The sequence below is a fragment of the Lederbergia sp. B243.17 genome (assembly GCF_057657925.1).
The window spans coordinates 1-17,837 of sequence record NZ_JBWBKF010000023.1; the positions used below are offsets into that span (position 1 = coordinate 1).

Annotated in this window: 15 protein-coding genes; 7 read left to right on the plus strand and 8 right to left on the minus strand. The window is 47.6% G+C overall.

What is annotated here, in order from left to right; all coding sequences use genetic code 11:
• Positions 1–682 precede the first annotated feature (682 nt).
• Together AC0TWI_RS02705 and AC0TWI_RS02710 are read left to right on the plus strand one after the other, a co-directional pair.
• A complete protein-coding gene (locus AC0TWI_RS02705; protein ID WP_488124794.1) occupies positions 683–1,981 on the plus strand; it encodes an arsenic transporter in 1,299 nt (432 codons plus the stop codon).
• Between the two features lie 29 nt (positions 1,982–2,010).
• Positions 2,011–2,181 (plus strand): hypothetical protein, encoded by a 171-nt coding sequence (locus AC0TWI_RS02710; protein WP_488124795.1) that lies wholly within the window; start codon positions 2,011–2,013, stop codon positions 2,179–2,181.
• Positions 2,182–2,335: 154 nt separating this feature from the next.
• Here AC0TWI_RS02710 and AC0TWI_RS02715 read toward each other — a convergent pair whose 3' ends face one another.
• Positions 2,336–3,751, minus strand: coding sequence for a VWA domain-containing protein (locus tag AC0TWI_RS02715; protein WP_488124796.1), 1,416 nt, complete (start codon positions 3,749–3,751; stop codon positions 2,336–2,338).
• A gap of 287 nt (positions 3,752–4,038) precedes the next feature.
• Here AC0TWI_RS02715 and AC0TWI_RS02720 point away from each other — a divergent pair, with 287 nt between their 5' ends.
• Positions 4,039–4,551 carry a hypothetical protein gene (locus AC0TWI_RS02720; RefSeq protein WP_488124797.1) on the plus strand — a complete coding sequence of 171 codons (513 nt, stop codon included), beginning with the start codon at positions 4,039–4,041 and terminating at the stop codon, positions 4,549–4,551.
• Between the two features lie 51 nt (positions 4,552–4,602).
• Here AC0TWI_RS02720 and AC0TWI_RS02725 read toward each other — a convergent pair whose 3' ends face one another.
• The 3 genes from AC0TWI_RS02725 to AC0TWI_RS02735 all read right to left on the minus strand — a co-directional run bounded on the left by AC0TWI_RS02725 (position 4,603) and on the right by AC0TWI_RS02735 (position 7,841).
• Entirely contained in the window at positions 4,603–5,598 is a 996-nt protein-coding gene (locus AC0TWI_RS02725; RefSeq protein WP_488124798.1) for a YecA family protein, read from the minus strand.
• Between the two features lie 139 nt (positions 5,599–5,737).
• On the minus strand, positions 5,738–6,235 hold the full coding sequence (locus AC0TWI_RS02730) for a DUF1648 domain-containing protein (protein WP_488124799.1): 498 nt from the start codon (positions 6,233–6,235) through the stop codon (positions 5,738–5,740).
• Between the two features lie 28 nt (positions 6,236–6,263).
• Entirely contained in the window at positions 6,264–7,841 is a 1,578-nt protein-coding gene (locus tag AC0TWI_RS02735) for a M2 family metallopeptidase (protein WP_488124800.1), read from the minus strand.
• Positions 7,842–8,005: 164 nt separating this feature from the next.
• Here AC0TWI_RS02735 and purU point away from each other — a divergent pair, with 164 nt between their 5' ends.
• Positions 8,006–8,884, plus strand: coding sequence for a formyltetrahydrofolate deformylase (purU, locus tag AC0TWI_RS02740; protein ID WP_488124801.1), 879 nt, complete (start codon positions 8,006–8,008; stop codon positions 8,882–8,884).
• 56 nt (positions 8,885–8,940) lie between these two features.
• Here purU and AC0TWI_RS02745 read toward each other — a convergent pair whose 3' ends face one another.
• Positions 8,941–9,789, minus strand: coding sequence for a methyl-accepting chemotaxis protein (locus AC0TWI_RS02745; protein ID WP_488124862.1), 849 nt, complete (start codon positions 9,787–9,789; stop codon positions 8,941–8,943).
• A gap of 24 nt (positions 9,790–9,813) precedes the next feature.
• Positions 9,814–11,271 (minus strand): aldehyde dehydrogenase family protein, encoded by a 1,458-nt coding sequence (locus tag AC0TWI_RS02750; protein WP_488124802.1) that lies wholly within the window; start codon positions 11,269–11,271, stop codon positions 9,814–9,816.
• Between the two features lie 202 nt (positions 11,272–11,473).
• On the opposite strand from AC0TWI_RS02750, the gene AC0TWI_RS02755 reads away from it, so the two are divergent.
• Positions 11,474–12,295, plus strand: a complete 822-nt coding sequence (locus AC0TWI_RS02755) for an STAS domain-containing protein (protein ID WP_488124803.1) — start codon at positions 11,474–11,476, stop codon at positions 12,293–12,295.
• 49 nt (positions 12,296–12,344) lie between these two features.
• Here AC0TWI_RS02755 and ggt read toward each other — a convergent pair whose 3' ends face one another.
• Both ggt and AC0TWI_RS02765 read right to left on the minus strand, forming a co-directional pair.
• The gene (gene ggt, locus AC0TWI_RS02760; protein WP_488124804.1) at positions 12,345–14,039 is read right to left on the minus strand and encodes a gamma-glutamyltransferase; all 1,695 of its coding nucleotides are present in this window, start codon (positions 14,037–14,039) and stop codon (positions 12,345–12,347) included.
• 529 nt (positions 14,040–14,568) lie between these two features.
• Complete coding sequence (locus tag AC0TWI_RS02765) at positions 14,569–15,915, minus strand: uracil-xanthine permease family protein (protein WP_488124805.1); 1,347 nt, start codon at positions 15,913–15,915, stop codon at positions 14,569–14,571.
• A gap of 183 nt (positions 15,916–16,098) precedes the next feature.
• Here AC0TWI_RS02765 and AC0TWI_RS02770 point away from each other — a divergent pair, with 183 nt between their 5' ends.
• On the plus strand, positions 16,099–17,073 hold the full coding sequence (locus tag AC0TWI_RS02770) for a Rieske 2Fe-2S domain-containing protein (RefSeq protein WP_488124806.1): 975 nt from the start codon (positions 16,099–16,101) through the stop codon (positions 17,071–17,073).
• A 122-nt stretch (positions 17,074–17,195) separates the two neighbouring features.
• Positions 17,196–17,771 carry an undecaprenyl-diphosphatase gene (locus AC0TWI_RS02775; protein ID WP_488124807.1) on the plus strand — a complete coding sequence of 192 codons (576 nt, stop codon included), beginning with the start codon at positions 17,196–17,198 and terminating at the stop codon, positions 17,769–17,771.
• Positions 17,772–17,837 lie beyond the last annotated feature (66 nt).

Here is a 17,837-nt window from a genome sequence, read left to right on the forward strand (position 1 = left end):
TGCACTTACCTGTTCGGACGAAAAAGTTACTTTGCTCATGTTATCCCCTAATCCCATATTCTTAATTTCAAGTATATAAAAAGCACCTGCAGGTTGAACACTCTTTTTTTCGAGTGTCCTACCTACAGGTACCACTTTAAACAGATCATTCTCCCCGCTTTCTTTTTTTTGCTTTGAGGAGGTACGGGGAGAGAGGTACCGGGCGGGATATCTGCTACATGAAGGCGGATCTTTTGGTGTGAAAGCGGGGTTAGACAACTGAAGGAAGAGCCATATCAAATCTTTGAGTATAAAAAGGACATAGGCACCTGAAGAAAGAGCAAACGAGGATCTTGGGGTATGAAAGAGAGCTATAGACACCGGAAGAAAGAGCAAGCGAGGATTTTTGGATATGAAAGAGAGCCATAGATACCTGAGGAAAGAGAAATCGAGGAACTTCAAGTATGAAACATGGCCTTAGGCACCTGAAGAAAAGGCGATCGGAGGCTTCCGGTAGATAACCAAGTTTTATGCTGCATAAAGAGAACCTAGAGAGCCGCTGGGATCGAAGACGGAATCAAGTTGGTTGTTTCGTTTCTGGCTTAGAGGCAAATCCCTGTATTATAATGCAGAAAGAGCCAAGCATGCAGTTCGGATCTGGCTTGGAATTAAAAGGTAGTAGTTTGGAGAGTGAGGTTCGATTGTGACATCGATTTTATTGGCATCATTAATCTTTATCTTGACGCTCGTGCTTGTGATTTGGCAGCCGAGAAACCTTTCGATTGGCTGGTCAGCTTGCGGAGGAGCAGCGGTGGCGTTGCTTGCGGGTGTTGTCGGGTTTCAGGATGTAGTGGACGTAACGAGCATTGTCTGGAATGCGACATTGGCATTTATCGGTATTATTATTATTTCGTTGGTCTTGGATGAAATCGGCTTTTTTGAATGGGCGGCGCTTCATATGGCTCGGGCCTCCAAGGGGAATGGCGTTTTGATGTTCTTGCTGGTGGCGGTGCTGGGTGCCATTGTAGCGGCCTTTTTTGCGAATGACGGGGCGGCGCTTATTTTGACGCCGATTGTGCTGGCGATGGTTCGTGCATTGAAATTTAAAGAGGCGGCGGTGTTTCCGTTCATCATTGCCAGCGGGTTTATTGCCGATACAACGTCGCTGCCTTTGATTGTCAGCAACTTGGTCAATATTGTTTCGGCTGACTTTTTCGGCATCGGCTTCAGTGAGTATGCTGCACACATGATTGTGCCGAATCTGTTTTCGTTGGCAGCGAGCATCCTTGTGCTGTATCTGTTTTTCCGCAAGCGCATCCCAGCACGATATGATGCGTCCCAATTGAGGAATCCCGCGGAGGCGATCCGCGATCACCGGATGTTCCGCCTTTCCTGGCTGGTGCTGCTTGTTCTGCTTGCGGGTTATTTTGCCAGCGAAATGCTGTCGATCCCGGTCTCTTTTGTGGCAGGAGCGGTCGCGATTTTCTTTTTATTGATGGCAAGAAGGAGTCCCGCGGTCAGTACTGTAAATGTAATCAAGGGAGCGCCTTGGGCGATTGTCTTTTTCTCGATCGGCATGTATGTAGTCGTGTATGGATTGAAAAATGCAGGTCTGACCGAGGTGCTTGCCAATTGGATCCAGCATGCGGCGGATGGCGGTTTGTTCCCAGCAGTAATGGGGATGGGGTTCATTGCTGCTGTTTTATCGTCGGTCATGAACAACTTGCCGACGGTCATGATCGACGCACTGGCAATCGCAGAAACGAATACAACGGGCGTGATTAGGGAGGGGCTCATCTATGCAAATGTCATCGGCTCCGACCTTGGACCGAAAATTACGCCGATTGGTTCTCTTGCGACCTTGCTTTGGCTGCATGTCCTCTCATTGAAAGGCGTAAAGATCTCATGGGGTACCTATTTTAAAACAGGGATCATCTTGACAATACCAACGCTGTTCATTACATTGGCAGGATTGTTTATTTGGCTGCTGATCATACAGTAAGAGAAATTACTTCATACAGGAGGGGCGGAATGGATAAGGTTCTATTGCTCATATTCGTCTTCACCGGTGTCGTACTTGTGAAAAACTATATGTGGAAAGAGAGTGGAGAAAAGGCTTCCGCAAAGCAAACCATCATCGAGATTGCCGGGGCGGTAGCTGTCGTTCTCATTTTGGAGCACTTTTTTCCGATTCTCAAGTAAGCTGGACAATGCTTGCACGAAAAAAGCCGCCGGAAAAATCCGGCGGCTTGCTTATTTTTGAGTGCGCAAGCACCGACCACAGCAAGCTTGGACGGCCATTGTGGAGAATTTTTGCCGGATAGGAGATATACCTCCATCCGGCTTCTTACTCCCATCATTGTTTCTTTTTCAGCTCGGCCATCCTTTGTTGGTAGTCGGAGATATTTGTATTGATCCGGTCCACCTCGGAATCGATGAAATCAAGCTTTTCATTGGCTGCCTGCTCGATGATTTTCAGGTAGCGCTCCTTCGTGCCGTTAACAAGTTTGGTCACTTTTTCTGCGATGTCTTCATTGATCAGTTCCTTCGTGGCCAATAGTTCTGCTGCTCCCGACAGCCGTTGATCTTCCACACGAATCGCATCGAAAATGGATTCCCGGTAATGATGAACTTTGTCTCTCGCCATCGTGTGCGGCCAGCCGCCCGGACCGGCAAAATACAAGGAAACCAGATCCATATCCGTCGGAAGCCAGAGTTTTGAAATTTCCTCTGTCATTTCTTCTAATGAATCGGCGCCCATATATGTACCATTTCCGGACTCTGCCACAGCCTGAAGCTGAGATTCCGCTTTGCTGTCGACCTGAAAGCCAATTACATTTACATGGCGGTCTGGATAGGCTTCGGCAAATTTCTTCGCTTCCTCAACGGGATCGCCACCGCAAGTTTCCTCGCCATCGCTTACAATATAGAGCGTAATGTCATCCTGCACATTGGCGAAATTCTCATTCGCTTTGGCAATCGCGCCTGCAAGCGGCGTCCAGCCTTTCGCTTCGACACTGTCAACCGCTTGATTAAAGCTGTCTTGGTTGTATTCGCCGAGACGGTACACTTCCTCAATTCCTTTGCAGGACAATTCCATGTCTTTGTCTTCCTGTGAACCTTTATGTCCGTACGCATAAAGAGAGACAGCGCTCTGCTGGCCCATCGCTTTGCCGAAACTGCGGACCGCCGCTTTTGCTGTATTCATTTTCAGGCGGCCGTCCGCCTTCAGAAGCATACTGGAGCTCGCATCCAGCAGAATCACCGCATTTGCCGGGGGCGCTTCCTTTTTTTCTTCGCCGCTCATTTCATAAGGCTCGGGCAGAAGCGGTTCATCAAAATTCGGTTCGTAGGCGAGCAGGGGCTCGATCAATGTACCGTAGTGGGCGCTGCCCAAGTAGTAAACGATTGCTTCATGGATTTCTTCAGGCGTTCTTTCATCCTTCAGGAACGCTTCCATTTTCTCCATGAAGGCAGGCCGGACATCTGACGGAACCTCCTTTAATGTCCACATGGATGTTTCATGTCCGACCGAAAAATCCTTGGCAAGCTCGCCCGGCGGCAGTTTTGCCATTTCCTCGGCATCATCAGCAAAAGAAGCGACAATGCTTGGTTTAGGTTTTTTCGCTTCCTTGTCTGTTTTTGCCTCCGCTTTGATTTCCTTCTGCTCAACTGCCGCCTTTTTCGGCTCCTTTGGCGTTTTGTCCGTTTCCTTAGCGGCACAGCCTGCCATCAGGCCAAGCAAAAGAAGCGAACAAAGCAGTTTTTTCATAGTCAGCCCCTCCTTTTACGAAAATTGCCATTTTACTTTACTGTACCATAATGACCGAAGTAGGAATATAGGACTAAAGGTGAGGGTTCAAGCGGGAACTCAATTGGTGCAGGGGAATGTTGGGATATGAAGATAGAGTAGGCTATACTGATAAAAAAGAATGGGGGGAGCAGGTTGGGGAGTGTGAACTGGAAGCAGTTGTTGCTGTATAGTCTGGTTTCAGTTATCACGTGCATTGTGGTACTTTGGATGCGATCTTAAATTTCCAAGAAAATGGAGGGATCCAGGTGTACGATCCGACAATTTTTGAAAACTTGAAAGTGGCGTTTGAGAACCATATTTATGACTTGGATAATTTGGATGGAGCGATTGTGATTTTGGATAGGTCGGATCTGATGGATTTCTCTGTTCTTGGGCGGCGGTTTTCGATTCAGTTTGTGCTTGCCGGAAAAGAAGAAGTGAAGGCCGAGGTGCGGCTGGAGGCTGCGCTAGAGGATTTGGCAGGGGAGATTTTGGAATGGTCCGGAACGATGCCGGGCTGCTCGCTGCTTCTCCGATTTACGAAGAAGATGGAGCGGGAGGAGCAATGCCGGGAAATCAGAGATAAACTGGCTGGCATCTGGGAAGGCGATGTACAGATTACACAAACGCTTAGCCGTGAATATGAGCAGGAGACGCCGGGGTTTCTGAATAAGATTGATGTCGGTTTCGGCAAGAAGCTGAATGAGGAAAATATGAGAGAAATCCGCGGCTTTCTCGAAACAGTACTCAAATCGCTTGAGATGTTGAATGATATTTAAAAGTGGTGCCAGTTCAAGACCTGGCACCACTGCTCTAACGAAAAAATGAGTTTACGCCGTGACAAGCTCTGCGTAATATTCATCCAATTCCTTATAGTATTTGTTCATGGAAGAAGTCGATACTCCGAACGCATCAGCGATGTCTTTCAACGGCATCGTCAGCGGCTCGATCAGCTTCTGCTCTTGGGCAAAGCGGATGGCGCCGGCTGAGATGGCTGCTTCCTTCCGGGCATTCGGCTGCCGGGCGACGAGGAAGTCTTCCGTGATTTCGAGCAGCCGGTCATTACTCCGGTCATGCTTTTCAAGAAACTCCATCAAGCCGACAAGTACGCCGACCTCGAAACTCGTGTATTCTCCCCCTTCGTAGCCTGCTTCACCGAGCAAGGCCCAGAGGTCAATCGCCTTATCCTTGAAGTAAGCGGAAATCGAGATGACCTCTTCTCCCGGGAAGCGGCTGCTGAACGCTTCGATCGCCGGCCGGAAATCGGTAGGGAAGAAGATGAGGGTTGAGACCGGAAGAAAATGCCCGGCTTTCCCGGTACCGTCCGGCAACAAAAAGCAAAATAGATGCGAACCGATGGAAATCGGTTTGTCGTTTACGCGTTTGAGCTTAAGCGTTTCACCGTCGATAATCTTTTTCACAGCGACATGCGTTCCTTGATCCTCTATGACTTCCCCGATAAATGCTTCCGGGTTCTGCCACTGATCAAGGGCCGCCAAAACAGAAGGGCGCACTTGTTTTTTCATCTGCTTCTTTAAATAACCTTGCCAAATGTCTTGCCTGTAATGGAAAAAGAATTCATCCAGGGCGACCGCTTCAATCATTTCCTCTGGCAAATACTGCTTGAGCGCTTCCTTCCATTGATTCGCCAGTTCTATGTATTGAGGGATATCCTTCCGCTCAGGGTATTCATCAAAAAATGTCTGGAGCACTCTCTCCAGTTCCTCCGCTTGAACCGTTTCAACGGAAACCGCCAACTTCGATTCACAGCATTTCTTATATTTTTTCCCGCTGCCGCATGGGCACGGATCGTTTCGGCCAACCATATATAACACTCCTTTGAAACGTAAAAAAATTGACGACCTTACCAGTTTACCATTTGCCGGTCCTGCGTGCATTGGAAAATGGCCGGAAAAAAACGGAAAAGCGGCATCTCCTGCAATCGGAGATACCGCAGTGTGGCACTTATTTTATTTTCCGCAGCTTAAAATAATGGAATACGATCGGGAGAACTGTCGCCGCGATGAGAATCCCGATTGTCCATTTGCCGAGTGATTCTGCTTCACCGAGCGCAACCCGAATGATTTGGAAGGTGAGATAAGCGAAAAGCAGCAGACAGATGTTTTTCACTTGGTTGAGAAGCGTGCGGCTTTGCTGGTATAGTCTTTCTTTATTCTCCTCGTTTAATCGAATTGGGTAATTATGGGTTTGCGGATTCCGTTCAAGCACCTCCATCAGTCCCCACAGGAAAGTGCCGATGATCGGCAGGATAAGGAGTTCACCTCTTGATCCGTACCGATCTACTTCTCCAGCCCCGTTAAAATGGGCGGGAATTTCGTCTGGCAGGCTGCCCCAATGGATGGCCAGGTAGACGAGGGAGCTAAGGAAAAGAATCCCGCCGACCAGGTCAAAGATCAGGTCGGAGGTTGTTTTCTTTAATTTGGGTTCTGGCTTGATTGTCAAAAGTTGATTCCCCCTTTATCAGCACAAATCAGGATCCGCTCACAAATTGATCGACAAAATACTGCGGATTCAATTTTTCGCCGGTCGCTTTCTCGATTGTTTCGTTCCAAGGGTACAAAGCGCCGGTCTTGAAATATTGTTGGATCAAGTACTGGCCGGCTTCCGGCACAAACGGATCGGCGGAAATGTTTTTCTCCATATAGGCATGCAGCTGGGACGTCGTCAATTCACCGAGCAGGTAGTTCTGGTAGTAGACCGGTGCAAGCGTAAAGTGGATTTTTGCCGCCCAATGCGGGTAATCCTGATTTTCCGGCGGATGCACAAATTGGACTTCGCTAACGGTTTTCCACCAGAGACGGTTCAAGTCCTGATCAGGATTTTCATATAGTTCCCGTTCAAAGAAAGTGAAGGTCATCATCCAGCGGCCGGCAACCAGCATCTGCCTGCGCAATGCTTTTTGGATCAAAGGTTCCAGTTCTTCTATTTTGTCTTTTTCGATGCCTAAAAATTTGTGGAGCCACGCGGGATTTTTCCCGAATCGTCCGTATAGCATCGCAATCGCTTCTGTTGCCAGAATGTGCGTATGCACGCTGAGAAGGAAAGGCAGGTCCCGGTCGATGTATTTAAAGTAAACGGCATGACCGAATTCATGGAGCATCGTCACCGACCAATAGTCGGACGGGACATTGTTGCAAAGAACACGCACATCGCCTTTGCGGTCGATATCTGTACAGAACGCATGCTGATTTTTCTTTTCACGGGGGTACAGGTCACTTTTCTCGAGCATGTCTTCAATATCCATTCCCATGCTGCGGAACGTGTCTGCCGTCAATTGCTCAAGATTTTTCCCCTCATAAAAAGGATCCAAGTCCAATTCCTTTGATGGCGGCGCTTCCTGGAAGAAAGGATCAGCATAATGCCATGGCCGCAGTTCATCGGCAGTGATGCCAAAGCGTTCTGTCAGCTCATCGTCCATCTCTTGCTTCAATTGGCGGAAAGGTTCATCAGACGTTTCCTTCAGCTCCTTGAAGATTGCGAAAATTTCATCGCGATCTAGTTCCTGAAGTTCGAAGCTCATCTGGTGGTAGTTTTCATAACCGAGCGAACGCGCGACTTCATTGCGTTTTTTGACGAGGATGAGCAGCTTTTCCTCAACCTCCTTGCCAATCTGTTTACTGGCATGCCACGCCTCTTCACGCTCTTGGAGGTCATTGCTTTTGATCAAGATTTGGCGGACGTCATTTTCGGATACTTGTTTTCCGTTAAGGGTTGCCCGGTATGTATTGAAAACGCCGATCAGTTCAGTCGACAGCTCGACCATTTCTCTCAGATCCTTCTCAGGAATCTGGTTTTCTACCATGCTGTTGTGCAGAATCTCGAGCTGGCGCTTAAGGAGCGTGTCTTTTTCTTCTTGCAAATAGGCCTTTACTTGCCGGAAACGTTCCGGATCTGAGTAGTATAAATTTAACGCCGTTTCCGCATCTGCCGTCTTCCGATTCCATTCCTCATCACCTGTCGTTGCGGCCATCCAGGAGCTTTCTGCCCCAGCGATATGCAGCTCGGCAATTACCCGATTTTGTTCTTCCAAAAATTCTCTTGCTGTCATATTGTTCTCCTCCATATTTCATTTCTTCTTGTTATTTATTCGATGACGGGCGGGAAAATCCCTTTTTTAGCGGAGAGGAGCGGTTTCTATACAACAGGCTTGCGAAAATGAGGTGGATGATTCATAATAATCGGATATGATTTAGAGGATGAGGTGCTTTATTTATGCAAAAGGAAACAAAAACGCTGAAGGACCATGGCCGGCTGCTTGTCAAATGTGAGGATAAACCGGGAATCGTGTCCGCCATCTCGACATTCTTGCTAAACCATGGGGCGAACATCATTGAGTCGAGCCAATATTCGACGGATCCGGAAAACGGCGTATTCTTCATCAGAATTGAATTTCACTGTGACGGATTGCTGGAAAAAAGAGAAGAGATCGAAGCCGATTTCGCAAATATCGGCAAGGAATACGCGATGGAGTACCGATTTGCGTATCTTCATAAAAGGAAGCGGTCTGCCATCTTCGTTTCCAAGGAACTGCATTGTTTGATGGAGCTATTATGGGAATGGCAAAATGGCGATTTGGAGACGGACATTGCACTTGTGGTCAGCAATCATGAAGATGCCCGCTCAATCGTCGAGCCGCTTGGCATCCCATTCTATTATATACCGGCGAATAAGGAAATCCGGCAACAGGCGGAGGAAGAGCAAATCCGGCTGATGAAGGAATATGATGTCAATCTGCTTATTTTGGCACGCTATATGCAGATTTTAACACCGGACTTCATCACTCATTTTGAAAACAAGATCATCAACATCCACCACTCCTTCCTGCCCGCGTTTATAGGTGCACGTCCATATGAGCGGGCCTTCCAGCGGGGAGTGAAGCTGATCGGGGCCACGTCGCATTATGTGACGAACGACTTGGATGAAGGACCAATCATTGAACAGGATGTTGAGCGAGTCGACCATCGCGATGATGTTACCGCCTTGAAAAAGACCGGCCGCAAGATCGAGCGCCGTGTACTGGCAAAAGCGGTAAAATGGCATCTGGAGGACCGCGTGATTGTCGAAGGGAACAAGACCATCGTTTTCCATTAAATATAAAGAAACGCCCGTCGAATATATCTGTTCGACGGGCTTGGTTTTTGCTATTTTTATTCTTCGGTCAATGCCCCTTCAGCCATGGAAGAGAGGCTTTGTGCATTTCGGTTGATTTCCTGAACTGTCGCAGAAATTTGTTCAATCGCTGCTGCCTGATTCGTCGTCACATCGTTGATGTCATGAAAGGACTGATTCAGCTTATCGATTGATTGGGAAATATTCTTGGTGACATTATCAATCTGAATCACATTTTCCTTTGAATTGGTAGCCAATTTCCGAATTTCCTCAGCGACAACGGAGAATCCTTTTCCGTGCTCCCCGGCCCTGGCTGCTTCAATGGCTGCGTTCAAACCGAGCAGGTTGCTTTGGTCAGATATGCCTTTTACAACTGTAGAAATTTTTCCGATTTCGGCGGCTCCTTTGATTACATCCGTTACCAAGTCAGAGGCTTCGGCCACCTGATCGGCCAATTTTGTTACGGAATCAGCGATTTCGTCTAATGAAGCAGCCGTTTCTTCGACAATCGCGGAAAGGCTGTCAGCGACCATGAACAATTCGTTGGATTTCTGCAGGCTTGTTCCGACTCCGACACCGCCGACCACTTTTCCGTCCTTATCATGCAAGGGGATGGCCCGGGCGATGAGCGGAAAGCCGAATAATTCCTTTGGGACCATTGCCGCCTGATCGCGATTTTCTTTCAAAGCATTTGTAATGATGTCTCCCGGAGCCAATGGATCGCCCGTCTTCACATTCAAAGCAAAGGTTTCTCCCGGGATGTTCAGCAATAATTCCTTTGTATCGTAAATTCCGACAGTAATATCGTCTTGAATTAATCTGTTCAGGTAAGGAGCCACTTTTATAAAAGCATCCAATATCTCCCTGCTTGCAAATTTGTCATCCATGTTCAAACCCATTTCCTCCTTTGATTAATAGGGAAAAGTCCGCTGACCATAGTTTACAGAAATCCACTTCATCGTTGTGAATTCATCAAGGCTCCACTGGCCATTCAAGCGTCCGATCCCTGATTGGTTTTCACCGCCGAACGCAACAATCGGCTCATCATTAATCGTTATATCGTTTACGTGGATCATGCCTGTGTGGATTTTTTTCGCCATTTCTACTCCTGTTTCCACGTTCGACGTATGGATTGCACCGCTGAGTCCGAATCGCGAATTATTTGCGATTGCGATCGCTTCTTTTTCATCTTTAAAAGGCATTATGATAACAACTGGACCGAACATCTCCTCTTTTGTAATGGCCATATCCGGAGTGACATTTCCAATGATCGTCGGCTCGACGATGTTCGAGCGGATCTGGCCCTTCAAAATCGCCGAAGCTCCTTGATTAATGCTGTCTTCGATCAGGTGCTGCAGATTCTGGGCAGATCGTTCGTTGACAACGGGCCCGATAACGGTCTCTGCATCTCTTGGGTCTCCCACTTTCAAGGAAGCAACCTTTTGTTTGAACTGATCAACGAAACGATCATAAATATTCTCTTGGACAAGAATGCGGTTCGCACACATGCAAATTTGGCCCTGGTGGGTGAAACGGCTGAATGCAGCAGCATTGACCGCATACTCGAGGTCGGCGTCTTCCATGACAATAAATGCACTATTTCCGCCCAGTTCAAGCAGTGGTTTCTTGAAGTTCTTGATCGCAACCTGTCCGATATGGCTGCCTACCTTTGTAGAGCCGGTAAAGGAAATGACCCTTGCCACCGGATGTTCGATGAAAGCATCGCCGATTTCATTGATATCTGTCACAACTACATTTAGCAGACCTGCCGGCAGTCCTGCCTCTTCAAAAATCTTCCCGATCAGTGTTCCGCCTGTGACTGGTGTCTCTTCATGCGGCTTTAGAACAACGCCATTTCCGGCTCCAAGTGCTGGCGCAACTGATTTCATAGATAGGAAGAATGGGAAATTGAAAGGACTGATGACGCCAACCACACCGACTGGAATACGATACAATCTATTTTCTTTTTGATCCTCAACGGAAGGGAGAATTTTGCCTTCCATGCGCAATGGGAATGTAGCCGCTTCTTTTACCATGTTTTTTACAAGGCCGATTTCAAAAGCTGCCTTCATCCTTGTTCCGCCAAGTTCATCTATGATAATTTCTGTTATTTCCTCTTCGTGTTCTTCGATGTACTTGGTGGCATTTTCGAGGATATCTCTCCGTTTATAAGGATTGATGTTTTCCCAAGTCTTTTGGGCAGCAGCGGAAGCACGGTAAGCCTGGTCTACGTCCTGCACAGACGCCACGCGAATCGTAGACAATACCTCTTTGTTGTAAGGGTTAACATTCTCAAGCATATTGATGCTATCTCCGTCTCTCCAATCTCCATTAATAAATTGTTTGCTTAACTCCTGAATTGATAGCATAATTATATCCCTCCAAATATTTCTAAAACTGTGTATGGTATTACTATCGGCAGACGAATAAAACTATTTAGGGGAAAACTATATGTCTATCTTTTCGAAAAACTAGAAAAGTGCCAGAAGAAGGGTGACTGCCGGATTGCTGGGAAAAATGCAGGCAATTGAGCTATACTAAATTGATAGATCAAAGGGACGAGGTGCTTGGATGAGTGCGATGATCGATTTTTCCATCTACATAAAAGACAATGCGGATTTGCTGGCTCGCCGGATAGTAGACGCGGCTGTGTTGCGGATGGGAGCAGATATCCCCGAGGAAGAGCAGGGAAAGGCCGTTTGGATGTATGAGGAGCTGCTCGGTTTCTTCGGTGAATCTCTTCTGAAGGAAGACGATGGAACTGTGCCTCAGGCTTTGATCGATTGGAGTAAAAACAACGCTGCCATTATCGCGAAAAGCAAAGGGGTGCTTTCGCAGATAGTTGTTCGATATCCCCCGACGCGGGATGTAATCAACGATCTGCTGACTGATATCAGTGAGGATCTTGGACTGACAGTGAGGGAACATGCTTTTGTTCTGAAAAGAATCAACCAAATGCTTGATGTCAGTTTGAATGAAACCTTCTTCGCCTTTGAACAGCTTTCCTCCCAGTATCGGAAAGAGACGGAAAGTGAGCTCGCAAAGCTGTCTGCTCCGCTCGTCCCAGTGAGGGATGGGGTCGTGGTACTTCCTTTAATCGGCGAAATTAATGAAATAAGAGCCAACCATATTATGGATAGTGTCATTGCAGAAATAGCGGAAATGGGAGTAGAATATGTCATAACCGACTTTTCCGGCATATTGAAGATTGATGCCGAAGTGGTTAATTATCTATACCGGATTGATGCAGCTCTGCAGCTGATGGGAATAACTGCGATCACGACGGGACTGCGGCCGAAGCTTGCCCAAGCGGTTGTGCAGGCAGGGATTGATCTTTCCTCCATTAAGACTTTTGCAACTGTGAAACAAGCGCTTGAAAGCTTGCCGGATTGAAAAAAGCGGAGGAAACCGTCTATGGTTCCTCCGCTTTTTGATGTGTCCTTTAAAATTCTTTTTGGTCCAATCCTATTGGCGTTCCAGGACGCGATGAGTCGCTTGCCCCGTAATAAAGATCTCTTTCCTGGTCGAGCAAAACGGCCTGTACATTGCCGATTGACAAAGAAATGTCGTCAAACTGGTAGTTCATGTTTTTCAGTACCCGCCGCGCTTCCTCGGGAACTCCTTTTTCCCACCAGATCAGCGGTCCTGTTCCGTTGTAGATGCGGGGTTCCTCAATCGCATCTTTCAAATCCATTTTAAAATCAACGACGTTTAGAAGTGTCTGCAATACAGAAGCGACAATCGTCGGGCCGCCCGGCGAGCCTAATGTAAGGATCGGCTTGCCGGCTTCAAATACAATCGTCGGAGTTTTCATGCTGACCGGGTATTTATTTGGCTCGACACCGTTGATGCTCTCAGGCGAAGGATCGAAATCGGTCATGTCATTGTTCAATAGAAATCCGTATCCCGGAACCATGATGCCTGAACCGAAAATATGCTCAAGCGATGAGGTACAGACAGCAATATTTCCCCAGCGGTCAACGGCAATGAAATGAGTCGTTTCGCTCCCTTTTTCGTCCGATTGCGGCTTTTTCCCGCTTGGTTTTCCGCCTTTCACAAATGTCCAAGGATTCCCGAAATCGACATCCACATTGCGGCAATTGAAATTGAATAGTTTCAGCCGCTCCTTTATATAGTCGGGATGCAGCAAACCTTCGATCGGGATGTCATAAAAATTCGGATCGCCAATGTAAGCGAGCTTGTCGGCTGTCATAATCCGAAGTGATTCCGCGATAATATAATACTTTTCCCACGAGCGTGGATCGTATTTTTCGATGCCAAGCGATTCGATCATTTTCAGCATATAAAGCAGGCCAAATCCGCCAGCATTCGGCGGTGCGGGAACGACGATCTCCAACCCTTTATACGTCCCTTTCAGCGGCGCCTGATAGTTGACCTCGTAGTTTTCAAGGTCCTCCTTCACAATGCAGCCGTCCATTTCCTTTGCGGTCCGGATAATCGCCTCAGCGATTTCTCCTTCATAAAAAGAATCGGCGCCTTCTTTCTGAAGGATTCTCAACGTTTTGGCCAAGTCCTTGTTTGGGACGATCTCTCCCATCGTCAACGGCACGCCGTCCGGCATAAAAAACGATTGGGCTTCCTCTCCAAGACGGTTGTGAAACCGTTCGAGCGATACCTTCCACAGTTCATTGACTCGAACCCCGTTCTCAGCAAGGCCGATTGCGGGGTCGATCACTTCTTGCCAGGTTTTTGTTCCGTACGTATCCAATGCGGCAGAAAACGCTTTGAGAATGCCTGGAACTGCAACTGCGGTACCCGGTGTTGACCGTTCAATAAAAGGAATTTTTGATTGGTCTTCATCTACGAAAATATTCTTCTTCACATGTGCTGGAGCTTTTGAGTGCCCCTGGATGACCATCGTCTCTTTTGTCTTGTTGTCATAATACATGATGAACCCGCTTGCCGCGAGGCCGGTGTTGAACGGTTCTGCCACAGCGAGCGCGAATTGCATGGCGGCCAGTGCATCCATCGCATTTCCGCCGGATTTTAAAATCGACGCTCCTGCTTCGGAAGCTTCTGTCGCGGCACTCGCTGTCATTCCAAAATCTCCCCAAGCGCGTTGCGGGTCTTCACCCTGCTGGATTTTCTGGTTTTTATATAATTGCTGCAAATTCATATCTATCATCCTTAACTAGAAGTATTTGATATTCTCACTCCTATTAGTCTACCCTCCCCATTTTGGCGCATAAACCCTTCTGACTTTTGAGAACAATACAGCAGGGAGGAGAGGGGCTGCTCCGAAAGCCGGTGTGACAGCTATTCTTCTTAAGTCGATAGGCAGTTTCTCTCTAGGTGTCAAAGAAGCTGTAAGATACTGGAAGGTTTTGAGGGATGCTTTCTTCAGGCGTAAATTGGGGTCATTAGATACCGGAAGCTCACGGAAATTGAAATCTTTTAGGTGTCAAAGGAATTCTTAGATACCTATAGAAAAGGAAACTCTCTTTCTTCAGGTGTCAATCGAGGTCAGAGATACCGGAAGCTCACGAAAATCGAAATCCTTTAGGTGTCAAAGGAGCTTATAGATACCTGAAGAAAAGGAAACTCTCTTTCTTCCGGTAGAAACCTTGAGAGAGGACGGCCGCTTCTCAGACACACTGAAAAAGCAGGAGAGGAAAAACGTACTGTTTTTCCTCTCCTGCTTCAGTTTAGAGATTGTTTAGTTCTGCCGTTCGTTTTTTGCTTGAATCCCTACGTCCTTCAGGAATGAGCAGGTTCAGGATGACAGTTGCGAGCGCGCCGACTGTTATTCCGGAAGAAAGGATGTAATTTGCCCAGTCAGGAACAGCCGTAAGTACCTCTTTCGGCAAGACAGTAACTGCGATCGTCAATAGGATGGGAACCCCGATCACAATCATATTCCGATCGTCGATCATGATCGGCTGGATCACTTTCATTCCGTTCGTCACAATCGCGACGCAGACAATCCCGAAAATGCCGTTAATGACGGGCTCAGGTATACAGGTGATTGCGGTTGACAGTTTCGGAACAAGACCAAGCAGGACAAGGATCGTTCCGCTGGCCATGATGACCATCCGGCTGGCAATCCCCGTGATGGCGAGCAATCCAGCATTGGAGGAATAGCCGGTCAGCGGCGTGCTGCCGAAGAGCGAGCCAATCAGGCAGCCGAGTCCTTCTCCTACGGACGCCCGGTTCAATCGCTTCTCATCCAGCTCTTTTCCAGTGACAGAAGAAACGACGAACCATGTGCCTGTCGTTTCCATCAGGATAATCAGATAGACGAACATCATGGTAATGATTGCGCTCAAATTAAAGACAGGTTTTCCGAAAGGAAGTAAAGACGGAAGCGAGAACCAGCTTGCTTCTTTCACGGGCGAAAAGTCGATATGGCCGAAGAAGCTCGCTGCAATGGTGCCGGCCGCAATTGCGACAATGACTGAAATCAGTCGGAAGAAGGTCCCTAGGCTCGGCAGTCTGCGTCCGAGAAGCATGCAGACAATCAGGACACCTGCGGAAATGGCTGCTATCACGACGTTATCGCCGATGTTTCCTTCAGCAAGGAAAATATTATTCAGCCCGATCGGCATCAGGGCAATCCCGACGATGATGATAACTGTTCCGCCAACGAGAGGGGGGATGATTTTCCTTACTGCTTTAGCAAAAACTTTTAAAGGATAGCCGAGGAGCGTAATCAGTATGGCGCCAGGGATCAGGCTGCCAGCGATCGCCCCGAGGCCGAGTTTTCCGCCGATTGCTGCAATCGCGCCGATTGGTACATAAGATGGCCCCTGGACAACAGGAAGTTTCATTCCTGCCCCCGTCTGGATCAAAGTGGCAATCCCGGTGGCAAGGAAACACATTTGCACGAAAAATGAGGTGTTTTCTGCGCTTAATGATAAAAGCCCAGCAATGATGATCGGAGCAATGTATAAATCCATCGCCAATACGTGCTGGAGTCCTAGAATGAAAGCCTTCGGATAGGTAACTTTATCGTCCACCCCGATAATAATGCCAGTCTCTGCTTTTTGCTCCACGAGTATCGCCCTCAATTCGTTTTTAATAGTTGATAGTTGGATTATATAGAATAATTTTTGGTTTGTATACACTAATAACGAACGATTTAATTTAAATTTTATTATTCGTTCGTGTTTCAGGTTGACCGGTTTTCCTCAAGCTAGTAAACTGGAGCTACGATAAAGGTGGAGGAGATGAAGGAAATGCTCGAAGATAAAGTGTTGCAGGAGGATTGGATCGTCGCTTGCCGTTCAGTTGATGTACAAGAAAAGCCGGTGCAAATCATGTTGATGGGAGAACGGCTTGCGATTTTCAGGAACAGCAAAGGTGTTCATGCTTTTAAGGATTTGTGCATTCACCGCGGTGCGGCTTTGTCATTGGGCGAAGTGCGGAACGACTGTCTCGTCTGCCCGTATCATGCTTGGGAATATGATGAAAGCGGGGATTGTGTGAAAATCCCGCAGCTGCCTGAAGGAAGGCCGATTCCGAAAAAGGCGAAGGCGATTGCTTATGCTTGCATCGAGAAATATGGGCTGATCTGGATAAACCGGGCAGGCAACAGGCCTGACATATTTTCCTATCCGGAGATGGACGGAGACGGATACCGAAACGTTATTTGGGGACCGCAGGAAGTAGAGGCAAAGCCGCCGCGTATTATTGAGAATTTCCTTGATGTCGGCCATCTGGCGATTGTTCATGAAGGCTTTCTCGGCACGGAAACACATAGGGAAATTGAGAATTACAAAATGAATCGGGAAGGCGACCGGATCTGGTCCGATGAAATCCGGATCTTTCAGCCGGATCCCGACGGTTCGGGACAGGCAAAGTATGTGTATTATACATATGAAATTCTTCGCCCCTTCACCGTACGATTCACGAAAAGGGACCGGGAGAACGATACGCTGATGACGATTCTCCTCACTGTCCGTCCGGTTGATGAGACAACTTCCGTCGCTTATGGCATTCTTTCATTCAATTACGAAACAGGCTTGTCGGATGAAGAAATCATCGCTTTTCAAGATGAAATTTTTGCCCAGGATAAACCGATCGTCCAAAATCAGAAACCGGAAGAGCTTCCGCTTGATCTGCAAGTTGAACTCTCTCTGATATCCGACCGCGTCAGCATAGCGTACAGACAATATTTGAAAGAACTTGGCGTCGTGCTCGGAACGGCGTAAACCGCAAAACCTCCGGCTTGTCCGGAGGATTTTTTGTGCAAAGCAGGTTTGCGAACGGTTGCGCTATTGCAGAAAAGATGGTTAAATGGGGGGTATTCCTGAAACTGGGGGACTGAAAAACTATGAATTACGAACTCTTCAAATGGATCAACCAGCAGGCCGGGAGCCATCCAGCCTTTGATGCAGCAATGGTTTTTGTCACGGAAAAATCGATGCTCATCTATCCGATCGTCCTCATTCTTATGTGGATTTTCGGAAAACAGAGGTTGAAACAGGCCGTTGTTTTTGCTGCAGTAACTGGTGCATTGGCACTGGCGGTCAATTACATTATCGGCTACATCCATTTTGTGCAGAGGCCGTTTGTTGCACATGATGTGAATTTGCTCGTAGCCCACGATAACAGCTTCTCATTCCCGAGTAACCATACGACAGGTGCCTTTGCTCTGTCGATTGCGATTCTGTTTTATTTCCGTCGGTTCGGGCTGCTTATGCTTGGCTTCGCGTTTTTGACCGGCTTTTCCCGAATATACGTTGGTCACCATTATCCAGCAGATGTGCTGGGAAGCATCGTTATTTCGGTGTTGACGGCATGGGGTGTTTTTAAAATGAAAAAAGGGGTAGCGGTGCTATCGACAGGACTCATCCGCCTATATGACCGGATTCTCTCCTTTCTGCCGCTCGGCTCCAGACAAAATTAAGCAAGTTTCACCAGCTGATCCCAGCTGGTGTTTTTTTGTCGGGAGAACAAAGGGAAGCTGCATGAA

Coding starts and splice junctions, on each gene's coding strand:
- AC0TWI_RS02710 (WP_488124795.1), top strand. CDS start 2,011: ATGGATAAGGTTCTATTGCTCATATTCGTCTTCACCGGTGTCGTACTT.
- AC0TWI_RS02715 (WP_488124796.1), bottom strand. CDS start 3,751: ATGAAAAAACTGCTTTGTTCGCTTCTTTTGCTTGGCCTGATGGCAGGC.
- AC0TWI_RS02725 (WP_488124798.1), bottom strand. CDS start 5,598: ATGGTTGGCCGAAACGATCCGTGCCCATGCGGCAGCGGGAAAAAATAT.
- AC0TWI_RS02735 (WP_488124800.1), bottom strand. CDS start 7,841: ATGACAGCAAGAGAATTTTTGGAAGAACAAAATCGGGTAATTGCCGAG.
- purU (WP_488124801.1), top strand. CDS start 8,006: ATGCAAAAGGAAACAAAAACGCTGAAGGACCATGGCCGGCTGCTTGTC.
- AC0TWI_RS02745 (WP_488124862.1), bottom strand. CDS start 9,789: ATGGATGACAAATTTGCAAGCAGGGAGATATTGGATGCTTTTATAAAA.
- AC0TWI_RS02750 (WP_488124802.1), bottom strand. CDS start 11,271: ATGCTATCAATTCAGGAGTTAAGCAAACAATTTATTAATGGAGATTGG.
- AC0TWI_RS02755 (WP_488124803.1), top strand. CDS start 11,474: ATGAGTGCGATGATCGATTTTTCCATCTACATAAAAGACAATGCGGAT.
- ggt (WP_488124804.1), bottom strand. CDS start 14,039: ATGAATTTGCAGCAATTATATAAAAACCAGAAAATCCAGCAGGGTGAA.
- AC0TWI_RS02770 (WP_488124806.1), top strand. CDS start 16,099: ATGCTCGAAGATAAAGTGTTGCAGGAGGATTGGATCGTCGCTTGCCGT.
- AC0TWI_RS02775 (WP_488124807.1), top strand. CDS start 17,196: ATGAATTACGAACTCTTCAAATGGATCAACCAGCAGGCCGGGAGCCAT.